This is a genomic window from Staphylococcus sp. HMSC068G11, from assembly GCF_001815825.1.
Taxonomy (GTDB): domain Bacteria; phylum Bacillota; class Bacilli; order Staphylococcales; family Staphylococcaceae; genus Staphylococcus; species Staphylococcus epidermidis.
The window spans coordinates 69,496-88,359 of sequence record NZ_KV822075.1 but is presented as its reverse complement, the minus strand read 5'-3'; the positions used below and the strand labels follow the sequence as shown (position 1 = coordinate 88,359).

Sequence of the window (18,864 nt, the reverse complement as noted above, 5' to 3'; positions counted from 1 at the left end):
GTATATCCTTATCACACATAATTTAAACGATACAACCTTATGATGATTTTTAAGAAGGTTTAAAACAAATATATTTGACTTCATCGTGTTTTAAGGTGACTTGGAAAGGAAGATGATGGTCATGTTGTATAGCTAATTCTGTTTTTGGTTGATTTGATTTATCAAGTTCATCAAGAATACTACGTTCAATATAAAATTGTTGTTTAGTTTGTGGTAGAAGGTTTTGAATTGCACCATGCTCATGATTTAACGTTTTAATAATAATTAATGAGTTGGTCGATAATGTATTTTTAAATACGTAGCGCTGTTGACTATCAGATAGATAACGATCATTTATTTTATTAAATAATAAAAAGTGATAGTTACCATCTTTGCGACTCATTAAAAAATTGTTGGCTATCTCTAAAGGTTCATTTAGAAATGATTCAATTAATTTATAGAGGTGCATGAGAGGTAGAGGACTACCATAACGATTAAATAAGGCAATAAAAGGGCTCTCATCTTCTATCAGTTGATAACTTACACCACCCCCGTAACGCATTAATGCGACTAAATGACAAACAAGGTCAGATAATTGAAGTGGATAAGTACCATTGTTTGTATATTTAAAACACTTTAAAGATAAATTATTGTAAACAAATTTAGTTGAAGGTATACCAGAATCTAATATAAATTGTTTATAATTTTCAAAGTGTGTGGACGAATGTAAGTACGATTTACGTTTGGTAATTAATGAGTTTTTGGTTTCTAGATTTTCAATGTCTATAAAATAGTAATCGAAATTCAATCGCTTCATCATATCATAAGTTCGATCAATAGAAGAATTTTGGTGTAGTAATCCTTCAACAGTTATACTATAACGAATAGCCTTATTTTTATTTTTAATTTTTAAATGGCATAAATGTATATCGTTCACTGACAAACTCTCAGTATCAAAGACTAACATAAATTTAACCATTTTTTTGTTCATTTTATAATCTTGGTGGCTATTAAGAAATAATAAAATTATTTCTTTGATAGATTCAAATTCATTTGTAGATGTTAATCTCATGGCTAAACCTATATTTTTTTCGAATAATTTTTCAAAGCATCGATTTAATAAATTAAAGTTCACCTCTCGCGTCGAAATATCAGTAATATCATTGATAAAAATTACAGCTTGTGGCATGGAGGTAAGATCAATGTTGTAATATTCATTAAAAACAAATTGAAATAATTCGTTGAAATTTTGAAAACGTATAAACGCTTTAGAGTTTTTAGTCTGATCTTGAGGATAAAATTCATTGATATCTCTTTCAGTTGTTTCAGTAGCCAAATGATCACTAAACTCAAATTGATTAATTAATTCAATATATTGTGAAAAGTCAGTATCACTAAAACTTATCGAAGGTAAGGGGTCTAACTTAGAGTTAAGCGTTCGAAATTGTTTTGGGCTACAACCTAAATAATTTTTAAATTGATTTGTAAAATTGGTATGACTACTAAATCCAGATTGTTCTGAAATAGCGTTAATCGAGTCCTCAGATGAAAGTAGCCTTTTTATAGAGTCAATCACTTTTAAGCTTGTAAAATAATCTTTAAAATTCATATTAAGATATCTTGCAAATAGGTTAGAACAATATGATTCAGATATATTACAATGTTGAGCTACTTCTCGTAGTGAGAGTGACTGTGATACTTTTGAATGAATAAATGTTAATCCTTCAGTAAACACTGAATGATTAACTGCAATTTGAGGAATATATTTTTTCTTATATCGAATGACTGCTTCTTTTAGAAGCGTCTGTATTATTTTAGAGATGGATTGCTCATCTTGATTTTCTCCTTTTATTAAATGTTGAATAGCTTGTAAAATAATTGTTTTAACAAAACTGCTTGATTGTAATAAATGCCTGTCAAAACAACATTTAAAAAATTTATTGTCTTTACTATAAAAATAAATAACTGGAATAGAAAGTAATACGAGATTCGAAGCACTATTAATAAAATAGATGTCAGATTGATTAATGATAGCTATATGATTACCTAAATCTTTTGTTTCACCATTAATAGTGATTTTTAAGTCATTTGTAAGTGAAAACATTAGAATAATTCTATTAATATTGCGTTCAGGGGGAGAATGATATTCTTTATATATATTTAAAAAACATGTCATTGTATATTACATTAGCTCCTTGAATGAATTGAATAACTAAATTTAAATGTGACCGTGTATATCTATTTCGCTCAATTATTTAGTTGTTTTGATAGAATAATAAATGTAATTATAAGCGATTGATAAAGAAATAGTAATAGTAAAAAATAAAATTTTTCTTGGCTAAATATAGAAAATTGTTAGAAATTATAAGTTTCGCACAATATAAAAGTTGATTTAGGAATATAGGGTCATTATTTTGGAAAATTTAGATAGAGTAAAAAAGAGATTTTTACTACATAATTAATGTTAGATTTCGTTTCCTTTTAAAAATCTAAAAGAGTAATTTAGAGGTTTAGGGGAAGTTCGAATGAATTATAAAACGAAGTCACTGTAATTAAATGTACGCTGCTCATTTCAACGTTAATCGAAAGAACAATAAAAGGGATATCGACCATAACAAGACTCAACATGTTAGATGTGTCATTATTTAGCACTTATTACTAATTGAGTAAAAATGTTTCATGCTTATGTAATCTTTTAAAACTTTTCCAATTACATCAATGAATTTAACAACTAGAAAACACAAGCACCATGATCTGAAAACAACTCCATTAAAATTCTATTTCTTGATTATTAATTTTTTAAATTAAGATGAATAAACATTAGTATATGGGTAGTTTTGATGAAAGTTAAACATTTTATTTCAACATCAAGAATCAACATCGATGCACGTTTTAAATGTACCATAAGTTTATGTTCATTATTGAAGTAGCAACAATTAGAATTTTAAATTAAAATGACTCTCCCCCAAAGTAACATTTAATTTAAATTTTAAGCATTGTCATGGTGTTCGCCGTAAAGTTTTAGATTTCAGTAAGTATTCATATCGCTTTTAATTCTTTTCAACAAATAGTTTAAGGACATAGTCTCAAACATACTTATAAACTCCATTGTCTTATAAACTATAAATGTGAGTGATTTGATGAGTAGAGTTCTCATATAGATGTCACTATCTATAGACGTACATTTTCGCAAGATTTTCTGTATAAACGATATGTACAGATTTTAAACTGCCTGCAAAGTTTCAAACCACTGTGCCGGCAGTTTTTTTATGTTCAAACCAAATATGACATATAAATAAAGATCTGTTTTTTACGTATTCGTGCTTGTATGACGTAACATAATTGTTAAATGATTTTGTCAATTCATTTTGTAATATTGAGTATAGTACTTTGTTGTAAGTACTCGACAGCATATTTATCTGCTAAATTTTTTAAAAAAGACAACAGCTCAAAATAGTCGATTTGATTTTCAATATACAACTTCTTTAATTCTCGACTATGTTGTTTTTCATATTGTGTACATTGTTTTTTGAAGTATCCCCACATATGTTCAAAAGCATTGATGACTGATCCTTTGGTCGGTGTGATGGTTAAAGTGTGCGCAATATGTTCTTCCACTTCATCCAATGTGGTAGGTGATTTTAGTAACGTTCTTATCGAATGATATGAATTTTGATCATGAAATAACACACGATATTTTTCCTCACGCCACAATTTTTCTATTTTTCCGCGTTCTTTCAACTAAAGACCCTCCATAGTGATATTGATTTAACTGCAGATATTAAAGCTAGTTTAATATTTTTCAAGAAAAATGAATAGGGGTATTGTGTAAATGATTGGAACCGGTTACAATATAATTAAGTGATTGGAACCGGTTCTAAAAGGAGGATGAATATGAGTTATAAAAAATCTGCTGAAGAAATACTTAAAGCAATTGGCGGTGAAGAAAATTTAGATGCAATGGCACATTGTGCAACTCGATTACGTTTAGTACTGAACGATGAGAGTAAAGTAGATGAAGATACCTTGTCTAATATGGACGTCGTCAAAGGAACATTCTCTACAGGTGGTCAATACCAAATTATTATAGGTTCAGGGACAGTAAATAAAGTATTTAATGAATTAGAAAAAATAACTGGAAAAGAAGCATCTACGACTTCAGAAGTTAAAGATAAATCATCTAAGCATATGAATCCTTTCCAAAAATTTGTGAAAATGTTATCTGATATCTTTGTTCCTATTATTCCGGCTATTGTAGCTGGTGGTTTGTTAATGGGATTAAATAATATTTTCACAGCTAAAGATTTGTTCTATGATGGTAAATCTATCATAGATGTACATAGTCAATTTTCTGGCTTGGCTGATATGATTAATATATTTGCAAATGCACCTTTTACGTTATTGCCAATACTTATTGGTTTTAGTGCAGCTAAGCGATTTGGTGGTAATCCTTATTTAGGTGCAGCTCTAGGTATGATACTTGTTCACCCTGGATTAATGAGTGCATATGATTTTCCAAAAGCTTTAGAAGCAGGAAAAACTATTCCACATTGGGATGTCTTTGGGCTACATATTAATGAAGTTGGTTATCAGGGACAAGTATTACCTATGCTCGTAGCAACATATATTTTAGCTACGATTGAAAAATGGTTACGTAAGGTTATTCCAACTGTGTTAGATAATTTATTGACGCCATTATTATCAATTTTTATTACAGCATTTATAACATTTCTATTTGTAGGGCCTGTCACTCGTCAATTAGGTTATTGGTTATCTGATGGATTGACTTGGTTATATGAATTTGGTGGAGCTATTGGTGGACTTATATTTGGTTTATTATATGCGCCAATCGTCATTACAGGAATGCACCATAGCTTTATTGCAGTTGAAACGACATTAATTGCTGATGCGACTAAAACAGGCGGCTCATTTATCTTCCCAATCGCAACTATGTCAAATATTGCCCAAGGTGGCGCAGCTTTAGCTGCATTCTTTATCATTAAGCAAAATAAAAAATTAAAAGGTGTTGCTTCCGCAGCAGGTATTTCAGCTTTACTAGGAATTACAGAACCAGCAATGTTTGGTGTCAATCTTAAATTGAGATATCCATTTATAGGTGCTGTTGCAGGATCAGGTATAGGTGCTGCTTATATTTCATTCTTCAAAGTAAAAGCGATAGCGCTTGGTACAGCTGGATTACCTGGATTTATATCTATAAATCCTACACACGCTGGTTGGTTACATTACTTAATAGGAATGCTAATTGCATTTGTTGTTTCAGTTGTCGTCACTTTAGTACTATCTCGAAGAAAAGCAAATAAGACAGCTGTTGAATCATAATAGAGACTTAAAATTTTGACACAATTTTAAATATATAATAATACCCTTAGTTAGATTGAGTGCCAATCTATAACTAAGGGTATTTGTTTTTATAATTTTTGTTTTTTCCATAAAAAGATACTAACGATAGCTACTAGAATAAGTGAAATTCCTACAACAATAATCCAAGACACGTAACTATGATCATCAATTGGTAAGGGTACATTCATACCAAAGAAACTAAAGACAAGTGTAGGAAGGGTCAAAAGAACCGTAAACAACGTTAATGTTTTCATGATGTTATTCATATCATTAGATAATAATGAAGCATACGAAGAAGTGATACTTTCAAGTATTCGTTGATGTAATTCAGTTGTTTCAATAGCTTGGTTGTTTTCTATCACCAAGTCTTCAAGTAGCTCTTCATCCTCTTCAAAACGTTTGATTGCAGGAAGACGAAAGAGTTTTTTAATAATTGTATCGTTACCTTTTAGTGCAGCTAAGAAGTATACTAAACTTTTTTCTACTTCCATTAGTTTAAAAAGCTGTTTGTTTGTAATGTTATTTTTGAGTTCTCTTTCAATACGAATCCTAGATTTATTAAGCAATCTTAAATTTCTATTGTAGTGATTAGCTATTGTTGTTAGTATTTCAAGTGCAAATCGACTGTGAAATTTTAAGTTAATATCTTCTTGTTTAGCAAAGTTTTCTAAAAATTCATTTTCAGCATCGCAAACAGTCATAACGATACCATTTCCAATAATAATGCCTAATGGGATGGTCACAAAGGACAAGACACGTCGATTGGTAGAATTGACGATAGGTAAGTCAATAATAATTAGCGAGTATCCCGTATCTTCGTCATATTCAATACGTGCGCTCTCTTCAGAGTCTAACGGATCTCGAATAAAATCCTCAGGTATATTGTAAAATTCCATCAAACCTTCAATTTCTTCTCTATCTGGTTCTACTACATTTATCCATGAAGCGCTATGATTGATTTCAGTTTCAATAATTTGTGAAGGATGATGAAGTGCGTGTTTATAAGCTGTAATCATAATTAATAGTTCCTTTCAAAGTCCACTAGAATAAGGATGATACTAAAGTTAGTTAAATAAATTTTAAACTTTTAAATTTGTGGCATCAAACTTCTTAAACTTCGGACATAATTTTTAAATATCATACTCTCTTGGCCTAAATATGATATATAAAGTTGAATCACATTCATATTGTATAGTTAGTTATAAGAAAAGCAGATGAATTTTGCTATATTATCAATCTAGCTACTAATAACTTTAGATTGTACATTAATCATTAAATATATAATTTATCTTTAAGGCATATGCAGATTGCTTAAGATTTAATAGTATGGTTAATTATAATAAACTTTATACAACTTATTCAATCTTCGAATTTTTGTTGATCACTTAGTAAGGTGATTCTAAAATGAGTAAACTTTATTTTATATTACAAATTGCCATTTTGCTACATTCTTAATTGATTTATTAACTTTATGATTTATCTATACTTGTATTTAGTTTACTAGTTAAAATTTCTATTTTTATATTTGTGTCTAATTCGAAAAAATTAGAATAGTTATTGTTAAAACAAGTGATTATGTCTAATATGAAAAACGGAGCAAAATTTTTGTGTGAAAGGAGGAGGGTTCGGTGTTAAAAATAATGTCTAAATTTAGTGCTACGTTAGTTATTATGTTTTTAATAACTTTATCGCCTATTTTTCAATATCAAGCTTCTGCACATGCGACTTTAGAAAAATCAACACCACAACAGCAAGGGATTATTAAACACAAACCAGAAGTTATCAAGTTAGAGTTTAATGAACCTGTGAATACCAAATACTCAAGTGTGACCTTATTTGATGATAAAGGTAAAAAGATTAAAGACCTTAAACCAATCACAACTGGATGGTCACAGACAGTCGTATTTTCATCTGATCAAATTGTTAATGGGACGAATACAATTGAATGGCATACGGTATCTGCGGATGGACATGAAGTTGGAGATACGTTTGAATTTTCAGTTGGAAAAGTGACGGCTAAAGATGTAGATACATCTTCTCCTTTTTATGAACAGTCTAAATTTTGGTTTGGATTATTAAGATATGTTACAGAAGGTGCAACCTTTCTACTTATTGGATTGTTTTGGTTAAATGGTATTGCTAAGAAACGAGGGTTAAGACAATTTAATGTGTTACCAAAGCAATCAGGAATTGCATGGATTATGGCTATGTCAGTACTCGTGAGTCTCGTTGTTTACATGATGACACTCACATCTGATATATTAGAAGATATTTTATCATTTAAATTAGAAGTGATAATGCAATTTCCATATATATTAAGCTCTATTTCACTAATCATTTTGTTTATACTTTTCATATTAAAGGATATGGAAAAAATATGGTACTGGCTCATTTCAATAATTATGATTGCTGTGATAAGTATGTCTGGACACGTGTGGTCACAACAAGTGCCATTATGGTCAATCATCATAAGAACAATTCATCTTATAGGGCTAACGTTATGGTTAGGTTCACTCGTATATCTCATTTGTTATGCTATTAAAGTGAAAACTGATCAGTTGACGAATGTAAGACGCATGCTTTTAAAAGTTAATATCATTGCTGTGATTATGCTCGTTTTTACAGGGATTTTAATGGCTATTGATGAAACGAATATTTTAACACTTTGGAATAACATCAAAGCGTGGTCCATATATCTTATTATAAAAATTGTGGGAACAATGACAATGATGCTGCTAGGTTTGTATCAGACGATGCGAGCTTTGAAACAGCGCCAACAGGTCAATCGTTATGCGCTTATATTTGAGTTGTTAATCGGTATTATTTTAATTTTTGCAGGTATTATGATGAGTCAAATGAATATACCTAGTTAAGGAGGAAAACGATGTTACGCAAGTTACTACCACTGACATTAATAGTGTTTTTTGGTTTAGGATTTTTTAAGTTTGCAGATGCACATGTCACACTGAATCCAAACGAAAGCGAACCTGAGTCGTATGATAAGTACGATGTACGCGTACCAGTTGAGCAAAATGATCATACAGTGAAGGTAGAATTAGATGTGCCGAAGGGATTAAACGTTGAGACTGTTAAACCTGTCCAAGGTTTTGAACATCATTTTTCGAAAGATAAAAAGGGAAATATTACCAAAGTTACTTGGACAGCTACTGGTAAAGGTATTGGTCCACACGAATTTATTGAGTTCCCTATTGTAGTGGCAAATCCTAAAGAAGAAGGAAAGTTCAAATGGAATGCTATTCAAACTTATGATAATGGAGATGTAGTTAGATGGACTGGTAAAGAAGATAGCGAACACCCAGCACCAACTACAACTGTAAAAAAAGGAGCAAATCCAAATGACACGCATTCTGACCCAAGTCAAGGTGATTCTATCGCTTTATGGATAGTTGCTATCGTGGCAATTGTGATTTCGTTGATTGCACTTTTTAAACAAGCGCGTTCTAAAAAGTAATCATTAACGGGTTAGAAATATATATATACATTTTTCTAATTTAAAGCAATCCACTTAGATCTATATTTTAAAAATTGCATTCATCATTTATCAAGATTGATTAGGATGTGAGTTATTTAATTCAAATATCTTTCTCACTTGATTGCGTTTATTCTATGGTCGCTATTTTGTCACTTTAACTAACACAAATATGTTTTATAATATAATCTTAAGGAGGATTCTTTATGCGTAGATTATTATACTCTTTTTTATTTTATATGATCATAGGCTTATTAAGTGGCTTTTACTACAGAGAATTAACTAAAGCGCATGACTTTGTGGGTGACACGCAATTGTCTTTAGTGCATACACATACACTTATCTTAGGCATGTTTATGTTTTTACTCTTATTACCACTTGAAAAAGTATTTAAATTAAGTAGTTACTACTTATTTAATTGGTTCTTTTTCGTGTATCATTTAGGTGTGTTAATCACGATTTCAATGATGACAGTTAAAGGTACATTCCAAGTTATTGGTAAAAAATTTTCACCTGAAATGTTTGCGGGATTTGCAGGCATAGGTCATACAGGTATGCTTGCTGGTTTACTGTTACTGTTTTTCTTATTAAGACAGGCTATTCTTACAGAACCTAAAAAATAAAGTCGAAATACTAAAAAATGTTTGGTAGAGTGGATTTAGATTTTAAATAACCAGATAGGTGATAGGTAATGACTAAGATTCACTTTGAAGCACCCAGTCCCGAGGATTACTGTAATTTAAGAGCTAATGCTGGAATGAGTAGTAAATCGATTGAAGCGGCAATAAAGGGGCTTCCTCATGCATGTTTTAATGTGACCCTTTATGAGAATGATATGTTGATTGGTATGGGGCGAGTGATTGGAGACGGTGGCACAGTTTTCCAAATCGTCGATATTGCTGTGAAAGATACATATCAAGGGTTGGGTCATGGAATGACAATTATGCATGAAATAATGAAGTATATTGAGAGTGTTGCTGAAGAAGGTACATATGTGAGCTTGATAGCAGATTATCCGGCAGATCAATTATACGAGAAGTTTGGATTTAAAAGTACTGAGCCCTATTCAAAAGGTATGTATATCAAATATTAAATATTAAAGAAAAAACGTCATAAAATGCATTTGCTTTTGCATCTTGTGACGTTTTTTAGTTATTTAAACATTGAAATCAATGACAATACGTCCAGTATTATGATGATTGATGACTTGATCGATAGCTTTTGGGATTTCATCGAATGAAATAACATGTTTGATGTCATGTAATTGTTGTGGTTTTAAGTCTTTTGCAAGTCTTCTCCAAACACGTTTTCTTAGTTTAATTGGAGTAAATACTGAATCAATACCAATTATACTTGCTCCTCTTAAAATGAAAGGAAAGACGGTTGTTTCAAAATTGTTACCACCAGTCATGCCAATTAATGCAACACTTCCATTGTTATCCAATCGTTTGACGATGTACGGTAAGTTTTCACCACCAACTGGATCAATAGCTGCTTGCCATGTTCTCTTTTCTAATGGTTTACTATTATCTTCTGGTAAACGGCCAATTACCTCTTTAGCACCAAGCTTTTTAAGTTTTTCTTCAGCATCATCTCTGCCTGTACTTGCAATAACATCATACCCTAAGTTATTTAACATGAGTAATGAAATCGTACCGACGCCTCCAGTGGCACCTCGTACAAGCACTTCTTTACCTTCAATAGACATACCTGATTTTTCAAGTTGTTCTATAGCTAAACCTGCTGTATAGCCAGCAGTACCGTAAATCATAGCTTCTTCCAATGTTAAATCTTCAGGTAATTCAATCACCCATTCTGATTTAACACGTGCATATTCACTGAACCCTCCATAATGACTTACACCTAAATCATAACTTGTTACGATGACTTTATCTCCAACTTCAAAGCCTGGAGCATTTGTTTCTTCAATGGTACCTGCTAAATCTATACCGGGCACCATCGGATATTGTTTTACTATTTTGTTATGGTCCTGAGTAGCTAGTGCGTCTTTATAATTTATGCCAGAATAATGTACTTTTATTAAAACGTCACCCTCAGGTAAGTCATCTTTAGTAAGTTCTTTATAACTATTTGAAACAGTACCGTTGTCATCTTGATCGACTACAAAAGCTTTGAATTTTTCTACCATATTTCTACACTCCTCTAATGATGAATTGAATCAATATTAAATTTTAAAGATATTCTTTCATGGTTCCCTTAATATTACCCTGTTTTTATTTTTAATATAAGGAAACTTCTTTTCTAACAAACTTTACATCATTCATTGTATAATTTAATTTGAAAATTTAAAACTTATTAATAGCAAAAATATCAATGTACACATCTAATTCACTAAATAATTTTTTTAAGATTTTAAAGAGGGGGATTTAAATGGGGGAAAGGATAAGAAGTGTTCAAATAACTGAGGTAGAGCAACTACAACTAATTGCTAAAAGAACATTTTTTACAACGTTTAGAGAATCTTATAGTGATGAGGACTTCAATCAATTTTTCAATGATGCATATGATATAGATATGTTGAGAAAAGAATTGGAACAAAGTAATTCTTTTCATTATTTTTATGAAGTTGATCAAAATATAGTAGGTTTCTTGAAATTGAACATTAATGATGCTCAGACTGAAAATAAAGGACAAGCATATTTGGAAATACAACGCATTTACTTTGATGAAGCATTTCAAGGGAGTGGTAGAGGACAATTATTTATCAATTTAGCTATTGATCAAGCTATCAAATTTGGGAAATCGAAAATATGGCTTGGTGTTTGGGAGCATAATCCTAAAGCGCTTAGTTTTTATAAAAATAGGGGATTTAGAGTTACAGGGTCGCATCAGTTTTATACCGGAAGTGTAGTAGACAATGATTTGATTATGGAATTGGATGTTCCAACAAACTATAAATAAAGTTTATAGTTCAATCACAAAATATAAATGAGCTAGGGTTATGTTTAATATTGTTCGCATTTAGCATTAATATTAGATATAATTGTAGCGTTGAATTTTAGTACAATATCTATGTAATTGTATTCAAAGTGAAGTCATCGAAATTAAAAATGCAATCAATATATACATATAAGGTTTATATTTTTAATAGGTAATGATAGTTATTATAGTGACATTTAAACATACAACCAAAATTTTATAAGATGTTGTCGATTTAATATAGAGAGAAAGGACGTATAGTATGAATAAACTGACAATTATTGTCACGTATTATAATGCGGAGGAATACATCACAGGTTGCTTAGAGAGTATTAAGCAACAACGTACACAAGATTTTAATTTGATTATTGTGAATGATGGGTCGACAGACCAAAGTAAAAAATTAATGGATGAAGCTATTAAAGACAATGATAAAAACATTCGATTTATCGATTTAGATGAAAATAGTGGTCATGCACATGCGCGTAATATTGCATTAGAAGAAGTGGAAACACCTTACTTTATGTTTTTAGATGCAGATGATGAATTAGCTTCTTATGCAATCACGTTTTACTTAGAAAAGTTTAATGATACTGATGGTTTAATTGCTCCAATACATTCTTTTACTACACAACGTCCGCAATTTGTCGATTTAGATCGAGTAAGGGTTGAATATTTTAATGCCAAAGGGAATATTAATTCATTTTTAAGAAAACAGTCAGCTTGTAATATTATTTTTAGAACAGCTATTGTCAAAGCGCACCATATTCGATTTAATGAAAATTTAAATACATATGTGGATTGGTCATTTGTTCTTGAATATATGAAGTATGTAAATAAGTTTGTTCGTATTTTTAACTTCCCATTTTATTTCCGTGGGGAAGTCTATGATCCATTTGAAACACTTACTTTAAGTGAACAAAATTTTGATATTTTATTTAAAGATTACGTCAACAGCTTTTATGATGCCATTAAACGAGCAACAAACCCAAAAGTTCGAGAATTTATTGTCACTAAAATGGGAAATAAAATCGCTAATGAATTTGAACCAACTCGATATGATATTAATGAACGCTATCAAACACATAAGGATACGCTTGTTGAATTATCGAAATTTTTACATGTCCATTTAGTTAAAAATCAAAAGCTAATAAATAAAATTGAAACAATTTTGTTAATGAATAATGAAACTGATAAAGCTTTTAAAGTTAATCAATTTAGAAAAACGTTGCGACATGTTAAAAATATTGTTTTAAGAAGAAAAAATAAAGAACGTTCATTGTATGACTTAACAGATAAAGAAGATAATGTTAAACCGAAAACGATTGTCTTTGAATCGTTCGGTGGTAAGAATTACAGTGATAGTCCAAAGTATATTTATGAATATATGCAAAAGTATTATCCTAATTATCGCTATATATGGTCATTTAAGAATCCTGATAAAAATGTCGTACCGGGTAGTGCTGAAAAGGTTAAGCGTAATTCAGCAGAGTATTATCAAGCTTACTCGGAAGCAAGTCATTGGGTATCAAATGCCCGCACACCACTTTATTTAAATAAAAAAGAAAATCAAACGTACATTCAAACTTGGCACGGTACACCATTAAAACGGTTAGCGAATGATATGAAAGTGGTTCGTATGCCGGGCACTACGACTCCAAAGTATAAGCGTAATTTTAATCGTGAAACATCACGTTGGGATTATTTAATTTCGCCAAATAGATATTCAACTGAAATATTTAGAAGTGCTTTTTGGATGGATGAAGAGAGAATATTAGAGATAGGTTATCCTAGAAATGATGTATTAGTGAATAGAGCCAATGATCAAGAGTATCTAAATGAAATTAGAACTCACTTAAATTTACCTAGTGATAAAAAGGTTATTATGTATGCTCCGACTTGGAGAGACGATGAATTTGTGAGTAAAGGAAAATATTTGTTTGAATTAAAAATTGATTTAGACAACCTTTATAAAGAACTCGGAGATGATTATGTAATTTTATTACGCATGCATTATCTCATATCTAACGCACTTGATTTATCTGGTTATGAAAACTTTGCAATTGATGTTTCAAACTATAATGACGTCTCTGAATTATTCTTAATAAGTGATTGTTTAATTACAGACTATTCATCAGTAATGTTTGATTATGGTATTTTAAAACGCCCTCAATTTTTCTTTGCATATGATATAGACAAATATGATAAGGGATTACGAGGATTCTATATGAATTATATGGAAGATTTACCAGGACCAATTTATACAGAACCATATGGCCTAGCTAAAGAACTAAAGAATTTAGATAAAGTGCAACAGCAATACCAAGAAAAAATAGATGCATTTTATGATAGATTTTGCTCTGTAGATAATGGTAAGGCGTCTCAATATATTGGGGATTTAATTCATAAGGATATCAAGGAACAATGATAAATTTCATACTTAATTAATAATTATAGGGTATAATATTAATGAGCAATTAATATTATGCCCTTTTTAATATTTTAATTGAAATTCAATTCAACATGATAAAGAGACAAAGTAGGAGGCGGTTTCAAATGAAAAAAGTATTAGCAAGTGCAACGATTTTATCATTAATGTTAGTAGGTTGTTCCAATGGAGGAAATGATGAATCAAGTCATAAAGACGATAGTTCTAAAACAGAACAAAAGGATAAATCATCATCTCAATATGACGCAAAAAAAGATTCGAAACGTAATGATACAAATAATAAGCAAGACAATCAGGAAAATAACAATAATAAAGAACGAACAAGTAATCAAAATCCAAATGTTGGAGAGCAACGAACAAGCGAAAGACCAACAACAAATTCAAACGGAAATTCATCGGATAATCAAAATAAACAACAGCAATCAGTACAAGATAATCAGAATAAATATGTAGCACCATACCAAAGTGAAAATGCGACACGTGTTGCTCGATATCTTTCTCCATTTGAGGGCGACCGCAGTCAAGCTTTACAGCATTTACCAAATTTTGAAACTGCACTTTCCATTGCCAAAAATGAAGCTAATATGTATGGAAGCGAAAATAAATCATATAATGATTATTCAATAGAACAAACAGAAGATGGATTTAGATATGTGTTTAGCTTTAAAGATCCATCAAAAAGTAATACTTACTCAATTGTAACGCTTAATCGACAAGGTCAACCTACTGTTGTAGATCCTAACTTCCAACCGTAGTTGTAAGTATAGTGAATTTCAACACGAATGAGTCACAGTAAGATAACAATAAAAAGCGAGCAAAATCATTTCTGTATTGCATAAAGACTTTGCTCGCTTCTATATTGAAAATCATCAATAAGATGAAGCACTTATTTCAATTGATTTGAAATAAGTTTACTAATATATTCAAAAGACTGATTATTTTTATTTGTATATTTATTGTTTAATTGTGGAATGCTATCAGTAATTAAATCATTCATTAATAGTTCAGCATCGGTATACCAAACAGGTTTTAAGGTGTCTATTACGTCTTGATAGACGCCACGTTCTTCAACATATTGAGAGTGATTGGGTGTGTATAAGCAACCTTTTTTATCTACGGTTAAAGCATCAAAAATAATTGATGAGTAGTCTGTTAAAACAACATCTGAAATAATAATTAAGTCTTGTGTTTCAATATTATTAGGCGGAATAATTACGCCTTCAGGAACCAAGTCATTTTGACTCTCGACGTGTCCTTTATAGATCACATTATAATGTTTTAATAACTGTTCATTAATAGGAAACATATCGTCATCAGATGAATTTGTTTTCCATGTTGGAGCATATAATAATACTCGCTTAGTAGGATCTATATTTATCTCGCTAAATATACGTTTATGTAAACCTACATCATTGATACGATTTAATAAATAATTATTTCTAGGATATCCTACAGGTAATATATCAATTTTTTGACTAGGAAACGCTGATTCAAAGTATGTTTGTGATTTTTCTGAATCTACAATTAAATAATCTTGTTGTGTCCATTTATTATATTTTCGAGCTCGGTAGTTATATATATTTAAATTTTGATGTGGCTCTTTACTATCTAAAAATAGTTTTTTAATAGGTGTCCCATGCCATAATTGAATGATTTTACCATTAGGGTGAATATCGTCAGGAATATAGCTTTCCGTAATGACAAAAGTAGCTGTTTCAATTAAATTCTTCACATTTTCATCGTTAGTTGAAATAAAATGTGGTCCTGTTCTCTCATCTGTTATAAAGTAAGACTCTATCATAGGATTGTGTTTAACAAAGTAATTAAATAAATACTTAGAGTTTCCTCGATACCCAAAATCAAATCCTAGAAAAACGACGTGGTTCTTAAGTTTTGATGAATCCTTTTTATAAATATAGCTAATCTCTTTGTGTTTTCTAACTGAATAATTCTTAATAGGAGTTACTAACCATCTTGGAGCTTTAAATTTAGTACTAAGTAGTACTGAATCATAATATCTAATACTATCGTGATCATTAAATGGTACACGCGTAAATGGGATTCTTTGTTTATGTGCATAAGCGATGGTGTTTAAGAAGAATTTATCTCTATAAGTTAAATCATTACGATCAAATGAGCGCCAAAATCCCTTGCTCGTTTTTAATGGTCCTTTAAAGTCTAATACGACATGACCTTCAACTGCGATATTCCCTTTTAGAATTGTTAATAATGCTAAATCAAAGATATTTTCAACTTCAAATTTATCAATAAGTTCTAATGTTGAATTAATTTCATAAATAACATTTGGATATAAATTAATATTTTTAACCCAGTCCTCAAAATCAACAAAGTCCAGCCCGAAGTATTTACAATCGTTTAAATAATAATTGTTAATTGTATAGTCAACTATAAATGAAGTCTTAGGTAAAGTGATGGCTTTGATCATGGACTGATGAATATGAATTTCATTTGAATAGGGGATGACATGCGTATAGCCGTCGCTAAGTGCACGTTCCATTTGCTCTTTTAATTTGTCCATATTTGAAATATTTATTTGCTTTATCATAAATCTTCCTTCAATCTCTTAACGATATTTGTTAGCTTTTATTTTATCATGGCGCATAATATAATTCATGTAAACATAACATAAAAATAAATATATATGTTTTTAACCTGTGAAATTAAAGCGCTTAACTACTATAAATATTAAGGTTTAGTAATTGTTAACACCCCTTTACATTCATGTCACACCATTGTAAATTATATAAGAAAATGTTATATTTTTCTTGTGAAAATGGTCACGATATGCTTGTGGGGATCGTACTGATTTAATAGGTATTTATCACATATTAATAAGGGGACAGTATGCGTCTACCTAGTCTTCATGACTAAAGATTTAATGAGGAGAGTTCAATATGTTAGTAGAATCTTTTAATCCATTTGGTAATTTATTATTATCATCTTTAATTGCGGCAATCCCTATCATTTTATTTTTACTGTGTCTTACAGTATTTAAAATGAAAGGAATTTATGCTGCTATCACAACCCTTGTGGTTACATTATTAATTGCAATTCCATTCTTTAAATTACCAGTAGGAATTGCCTCTGGAGCAGTTGTTGAAGGTTTCTTCCAAGGTATCTTCCCAATCGGATATATTGTTATTATGGCAGTATTATTATATAAGATTACTTTGAAATCGGGGCAATTCGCAACTATTCAAGATAGTATTACAAGTATTTCACAAGACCAACGAATTCAGCTACTTTTAATTGGTTTTTCATTTAATGCATTCTTAGAAGGCGCTGCAGGATTTGGTGTTCCAATTGCAATTTGTGCACTATTATTAGCGCAACTTGGCTTCAGACCATTACAAGCTGCTATGTTATGTTTAGTAGCTAACGCTGCATCTGGTGCATTCGGTGCAATTGGTATTCCAGTAGGTGTTGTAGATACACTTAACTTACCTGGTCATGTAGAAGCGATGGGAGTTTCACAAACATCAACATTAACTTTAGCAATTATTAACTTCTTTATTCCTTTCTTACTTATCTTTATCGTAGATGGTTTCAAAGGAATTAAAGAAACTTTACCTTCAATTCTTGTTGTTTCTGTCACTTATACAGTTTTACAAGGATTACTTACAGTGTTTAATGGTCCAGAATTAGCTGATATCATTCCATCACTTGCTTCTATGTTAGCATTAGCTTTATTCTCTAAGAAATTCCAACCTAAGAATATCTTTAGAATTCAAAAAGATGTTAAACCAGAAGCACCGAAAAAACTTAAAGGTAAAGAAGTCTTATTTGCTTGGAGTCCATTCATTATCTTAACTGTCATTGTTATGATTTGGAGTGCACCTTCATTTAAAGCATTATTTGCACCAAAAGGTAAATTATCTGCTTTAGTTGCAAACTTTGACTTACCTGGTACATTCAGTAATATTTCACACAAACCAATTACTTTATCATTAAACTTAATTGGTCAAACAGGTACAGCAATCTTAATTACAATTATTATTACTGTTTTAATGGCTAAAAAAGTTAACTTTGGTGATGCTGGTCGTTTATTTGTTGAAGCATTTAAAGAATTATGGTTACCAATCATAACAATTTGTTTCATCTTAGCAATTTCAAAAATCACAACATATGGTGGTTTAAGTAATGCTATGGGACAAGGCATCTCAAAAGCAGGAAGCGTATTCCCAATATTATCACCAATCCTTGGTTGGATCGGCGTATTTATGACTGGTTCGGTTGTTAATAACAACTCTTTATTCGCGCCAATTCAAGCTTCTGTAGCACAACAAATTGGTACAAGTGGTTCACTACTTGTAGCTTCAAATACAGCAGGTGGGGTTGCGGCGAAACTTATTTCTCCACAATCTATTGCCATTGCAACAGCAGCTGTTAAAGAAGTAGGTAAAGAATCTGAACTACTTAAAATGACATTACGTTATAGTATTGGATTACTTGTATTTATCTGTATCTGGACATTTATCTTGTCATTCATTCTGTAAATCAAAATTTATTGAAATGTATTTTTCATATATTAAGCCTGAAATGAAGCTATAAAGTCATTCATTTCGGGCTTTCAATATCTTGCTTTTGGATGTCGAGATTTTAGGTAACCTTTTAAAATGGTACA

The 18,864-nt window shown here is 30.7% G+C and carries 14 protein-coding genes; 9 read left to right on the top strand and 5 right to left on the bottom strand.

The genetic code is table 11. The features are described from left to right. Window positions 1–49 precede the first annotated feature (49 nt). Both rsp and HMPREF3058_RS05400 read right to left on the bottom strand, forming a co-directional pair. The gene (gene rsp, locus HMPREF3058_RS05405; protein WP_002499317.1) at window positions 50–2,155 is read right to left on the bottom strand and encodes an AraC family transcriptional regulator Rsp; all 2,106 of its coding nucleotides are present in this window, start codon (window positions 2,153–2,155) and stop codon (window positions 50–52) included. Window positions 2,156–3,342: 1,187 nt separating this feature from the next. After that, a complete protein-coding gene (locus HMPREF3058_RS05400; RefSeq protein WP_002491116.1) occupies window positions 3,343–3,720 on the bottom strand; it encodes a YbgA family protein in 378 nt (125 codons plus the stop codon). A gap of 153 nt (window positions 3,721–3,873) precedes the next feature. On the opposite strand from HMPREF3058_RS05400, the gene HMPREF3058_RS05395 reads away from it, so the two are divergent. Continuing rightward, on the top strand, window positions 3,874–5,319 hold the full coding sequence (locus HMPREF3058_RS05395) for a sucrose-specific PTS transporter subunit IIBC (protein WP_002491071.1): 1,446 nt from the start codon (window positions 3,874–3,876) through the stop codon (window positions 5,317–5,319). 89 nt (window positions 5,320–5,408) lie between these two features. On the opposite strand, the gene HMPREF3058_RS05390 is transcribed toward HMPREF3058_RS05395, so the two are convergent. After that, window positions 5,409–6,356, bottom strand: a complete 948-nt coding sequence (locus HMPREF3058_RS05390) for a magnesium transporter CorA family protein (RefSeq protein WP_002438349.1) — start codon at window positions 6,354–6,356, stop codon at window positions 5,409–5,411. 612 nt (window positions 6,357–6,968) lie between these two features. Here HMPREF3058_RS05390 and HMPREF3058_RS05385 point away from each other — a divergent pair. The 4 genes from HMPREF3058_RS05385 to HMPREF3058_RS05370 all read left to right on the top strand — a co-directional run bounded on the left by HMPREF3058_RS05385 (window position 6,969) and on the right by HMPREF3058_RS05370 (window position 9,923). Next, entirely contained in the window at window positions 6,969–8,213 is a 1,245-nt protein-coding gene (locus HMPREF3058_RS05385) for a copper resistance CopC/CopD family protein (RefSeq protein WP_002491084.1), read from the top strand. A gap of 11 nt (window positions 8,214–8,224) precedes the next feature. Next, window positions 8,225–8,812, top strand: coding sequence for a YcnI family protein (locus HMPREF3058_RS05380; protein ID WP_002491120.1), 588 nt, complete (start codon window positions 8,225–8,227; stop codon window positions 8,810–8,812). A gap of 224 nt (window positions 8,813–9,036) precedes the next feature. Continuing rightward, window positions 9,037–9,453, top strand: a complete 417-nt coding sequence (locus HMPREF3058_RS05375; RefSeq protein ID WP_002457296.1) for a DUF2871 domain-containing protein — start codon at window positions 9,037–9,039, stop codon at window positions 9,451–9,453. 68 nt (window positions 9,454–9,521) lie between these two features. Then, window positions 9,522–9,923, top strand: a complete 402-nt coding sequence (locus HMPREF3058_RS05370; RefSeq protein WP_002457295.1) for a GNAT family N-acetyltransferase — start codon at window positions 9,522–9,524, stop codon at window positions 9,921–9,923. Between the two features lie 63 nt (window positions 9,924–9,986). Here HMPREF3058_RS05370 and HMPREF3058_RS05365 read toward each other — a convergent pair whose 3' ends face one another. After that, a complete protein-coding gene (locus HMPREF3058_RS05365) occupies window positions 9,987–10,979 on the bottom strand; it encodes an NADPH:quinone oxidoreductase family protein (protein WP_002491051.1) in 993 nt (330 codons plus the stop codon). A gap of 242 nt (window positions 10,980–11,221) precedes the next feature. Here HMPREF3058_RS05365 and HMPREF3058_RS05360 point away from each other — a divergent pair, with 242 nt between their 5' ends. The 3 genes from HMPREF3058_RS05360 to HMPREF3058_RS05350 all read left to right on the top strand — a co-directional run bounded on the left by HMPREF3058_RS05360 (window position 11,222) and on the right by HMPREF3058_RS05350 (window position 14,974). Then, window positions 11,222–11,752: a GNAT family N-acetyltransferase gene (locus HMPREF3058_RS05360; RefSeq protein WP_002491108.1), complete on the top strand. Its 531-nt coding sequence runs from the start codon at window positions 11,222–11,224 to the stop codon at window positions 11,750–11,752. Between the two features lie 280 nt (window positions 11,753–12,032). Continuing rightward, window positions 12,033–14,198, top strand: coding sequence for a bifunctional glycosyltransferase/CDP-glycerol:glycerophosphate glycerophosphotransferase (locus HMPREF3058_RS11755; protein ID WP_002491024.1), 2,166 nt, complete (start codon window positions 12,033–12,035; stop codon window positions 14,196–14,198). 128 nt (window positions 14,199–14,326) lie between these two features. Next, complete coding sequence (locus HMPREF3058_RS05350) at window positions 14,327–14,974, top strand: hypothetical protein (RefSeq protein ID WP_002491067.1); 648 nt, start codon at window positions 14,327–14,329, stop codon at window positions 14,972–14,974. Between the two features lie 131 nt (window positions 14,975–15,105). Here the strand turns inward: HMPREF3058_RS05350 and HMPREF3058_RS05345 are convergent, their stop codons facing one another. Next, complete coding sequence (locus HMPREF3058_RS05345; protein WP_002499315.1) at window positions 15,106–16,785, bottom strand: CDP-glycerol glycerophosphotransferase family protein; 1,680 nt, start codon at window positions 16,783–16,785, stop codon at window positions 15,106–15,108. A gap of 349 nt (window positions 16,786–17,134) precedes the next feature. Between HMPREF3058_RS05345 and HMPREF3058_RS05340 the strand changes: the two genes are divergently transcribed. Next, the gene (locus tag HMPREF3058_RS05340; protein ID WP_002491044.1) at window positions 17,135–18,736 is read left to right on the top strand and encodes an L-lactate permease; all 1,602 of its coding nucleotides are present in this window, start codon (window positions 17,135–17,137) and stop codon (window positions 18,734–18,736) included. Window positions 18,737–18,864: the final 128 nt, after the last annotated feature.

Coding starts and splice junctions, on each gene's coding strand:
- HMPREF3058_RS05375 (WP_002457296.1), top strand. CDS start 9,037: ATGCGTAGATTATTATACTCTTTTTTATTTTATATGATCATAGGCTTA.
- HMPREF3058_RS05390 (WP_002438349.1), bottom strand. CDS start 6,356: ATGATTACAGCTTATAAACACGCACTTCATCATCCTTCACAAATTATT.
- rsp (WP_002499317.1), bottom strand. CDS start 2,155: ATGACATGTTTTTTAAATATATATAAAGAATATCATTCTCCCCCTGAA.
- HMPREF3058_RS05365 (WP_002491051.1), bottom strand. CDS start 10,979: ATGGTAGAAAAATTCAAAGCTTTTGTAGTCGATCAAGATGACAACGGT.
- HMPREF3058_RS05345 (WP_002499315.1), bottom strand. CDS start 16,785: ATGATAAAGCAAATAAATATTTCAAATATGGACAAATTAAAAGAGCAA.
- HMPREF3058_RS05340 (WP_002491044.1), top strand. CDS start 17,135: ATGTTAGTAGAATCTTTTAATCCATTTGGTAATTTATTATTATCATCT.
- HMPREF3058_RS05360 (WP_002491108.1), top strand. CDS start 11,222: ATGGGGGAAAGGATAAGAAGTGTTCAAATAACTGAGGTAGAGCAACTA.
- HMPREF3058_RS11755 (WP_002491024.1), top strand. CDS start 12,033: ATGAATAAACTGACAATTATTGTCACGTATTATAATGCGGAGGAATAC.
- HMPREF3058_RS05370 (WP_002457295.1), top strand. CDS start 9,522: ATGACTAAGATTCACTTTGAAGCACCCAGTCCCGAGGATTACTGTAAT.
- HMPREF3058_RS05350 (WP_002491067.1), top strand. CDS start 14,327: ATGAAAAAAGTATTAGCAAGTGCAACGATTTTATCATTAATGTTAGTA.
- HMPREF3058_RS05380 (WP_002491120.1), top strand. CDS start 8,225: ATGTTACGCAAGTTACTACCACTGACATTAATAGTGTTTTTTGGTTTA.
- HMPREF3058_RS05395 (WP_002491071.1), top strand. CDS start 3,874: ATGAGTTATAAAAAATCTGCTGAAGAAATACTTAAAGCAATTGGCGGT.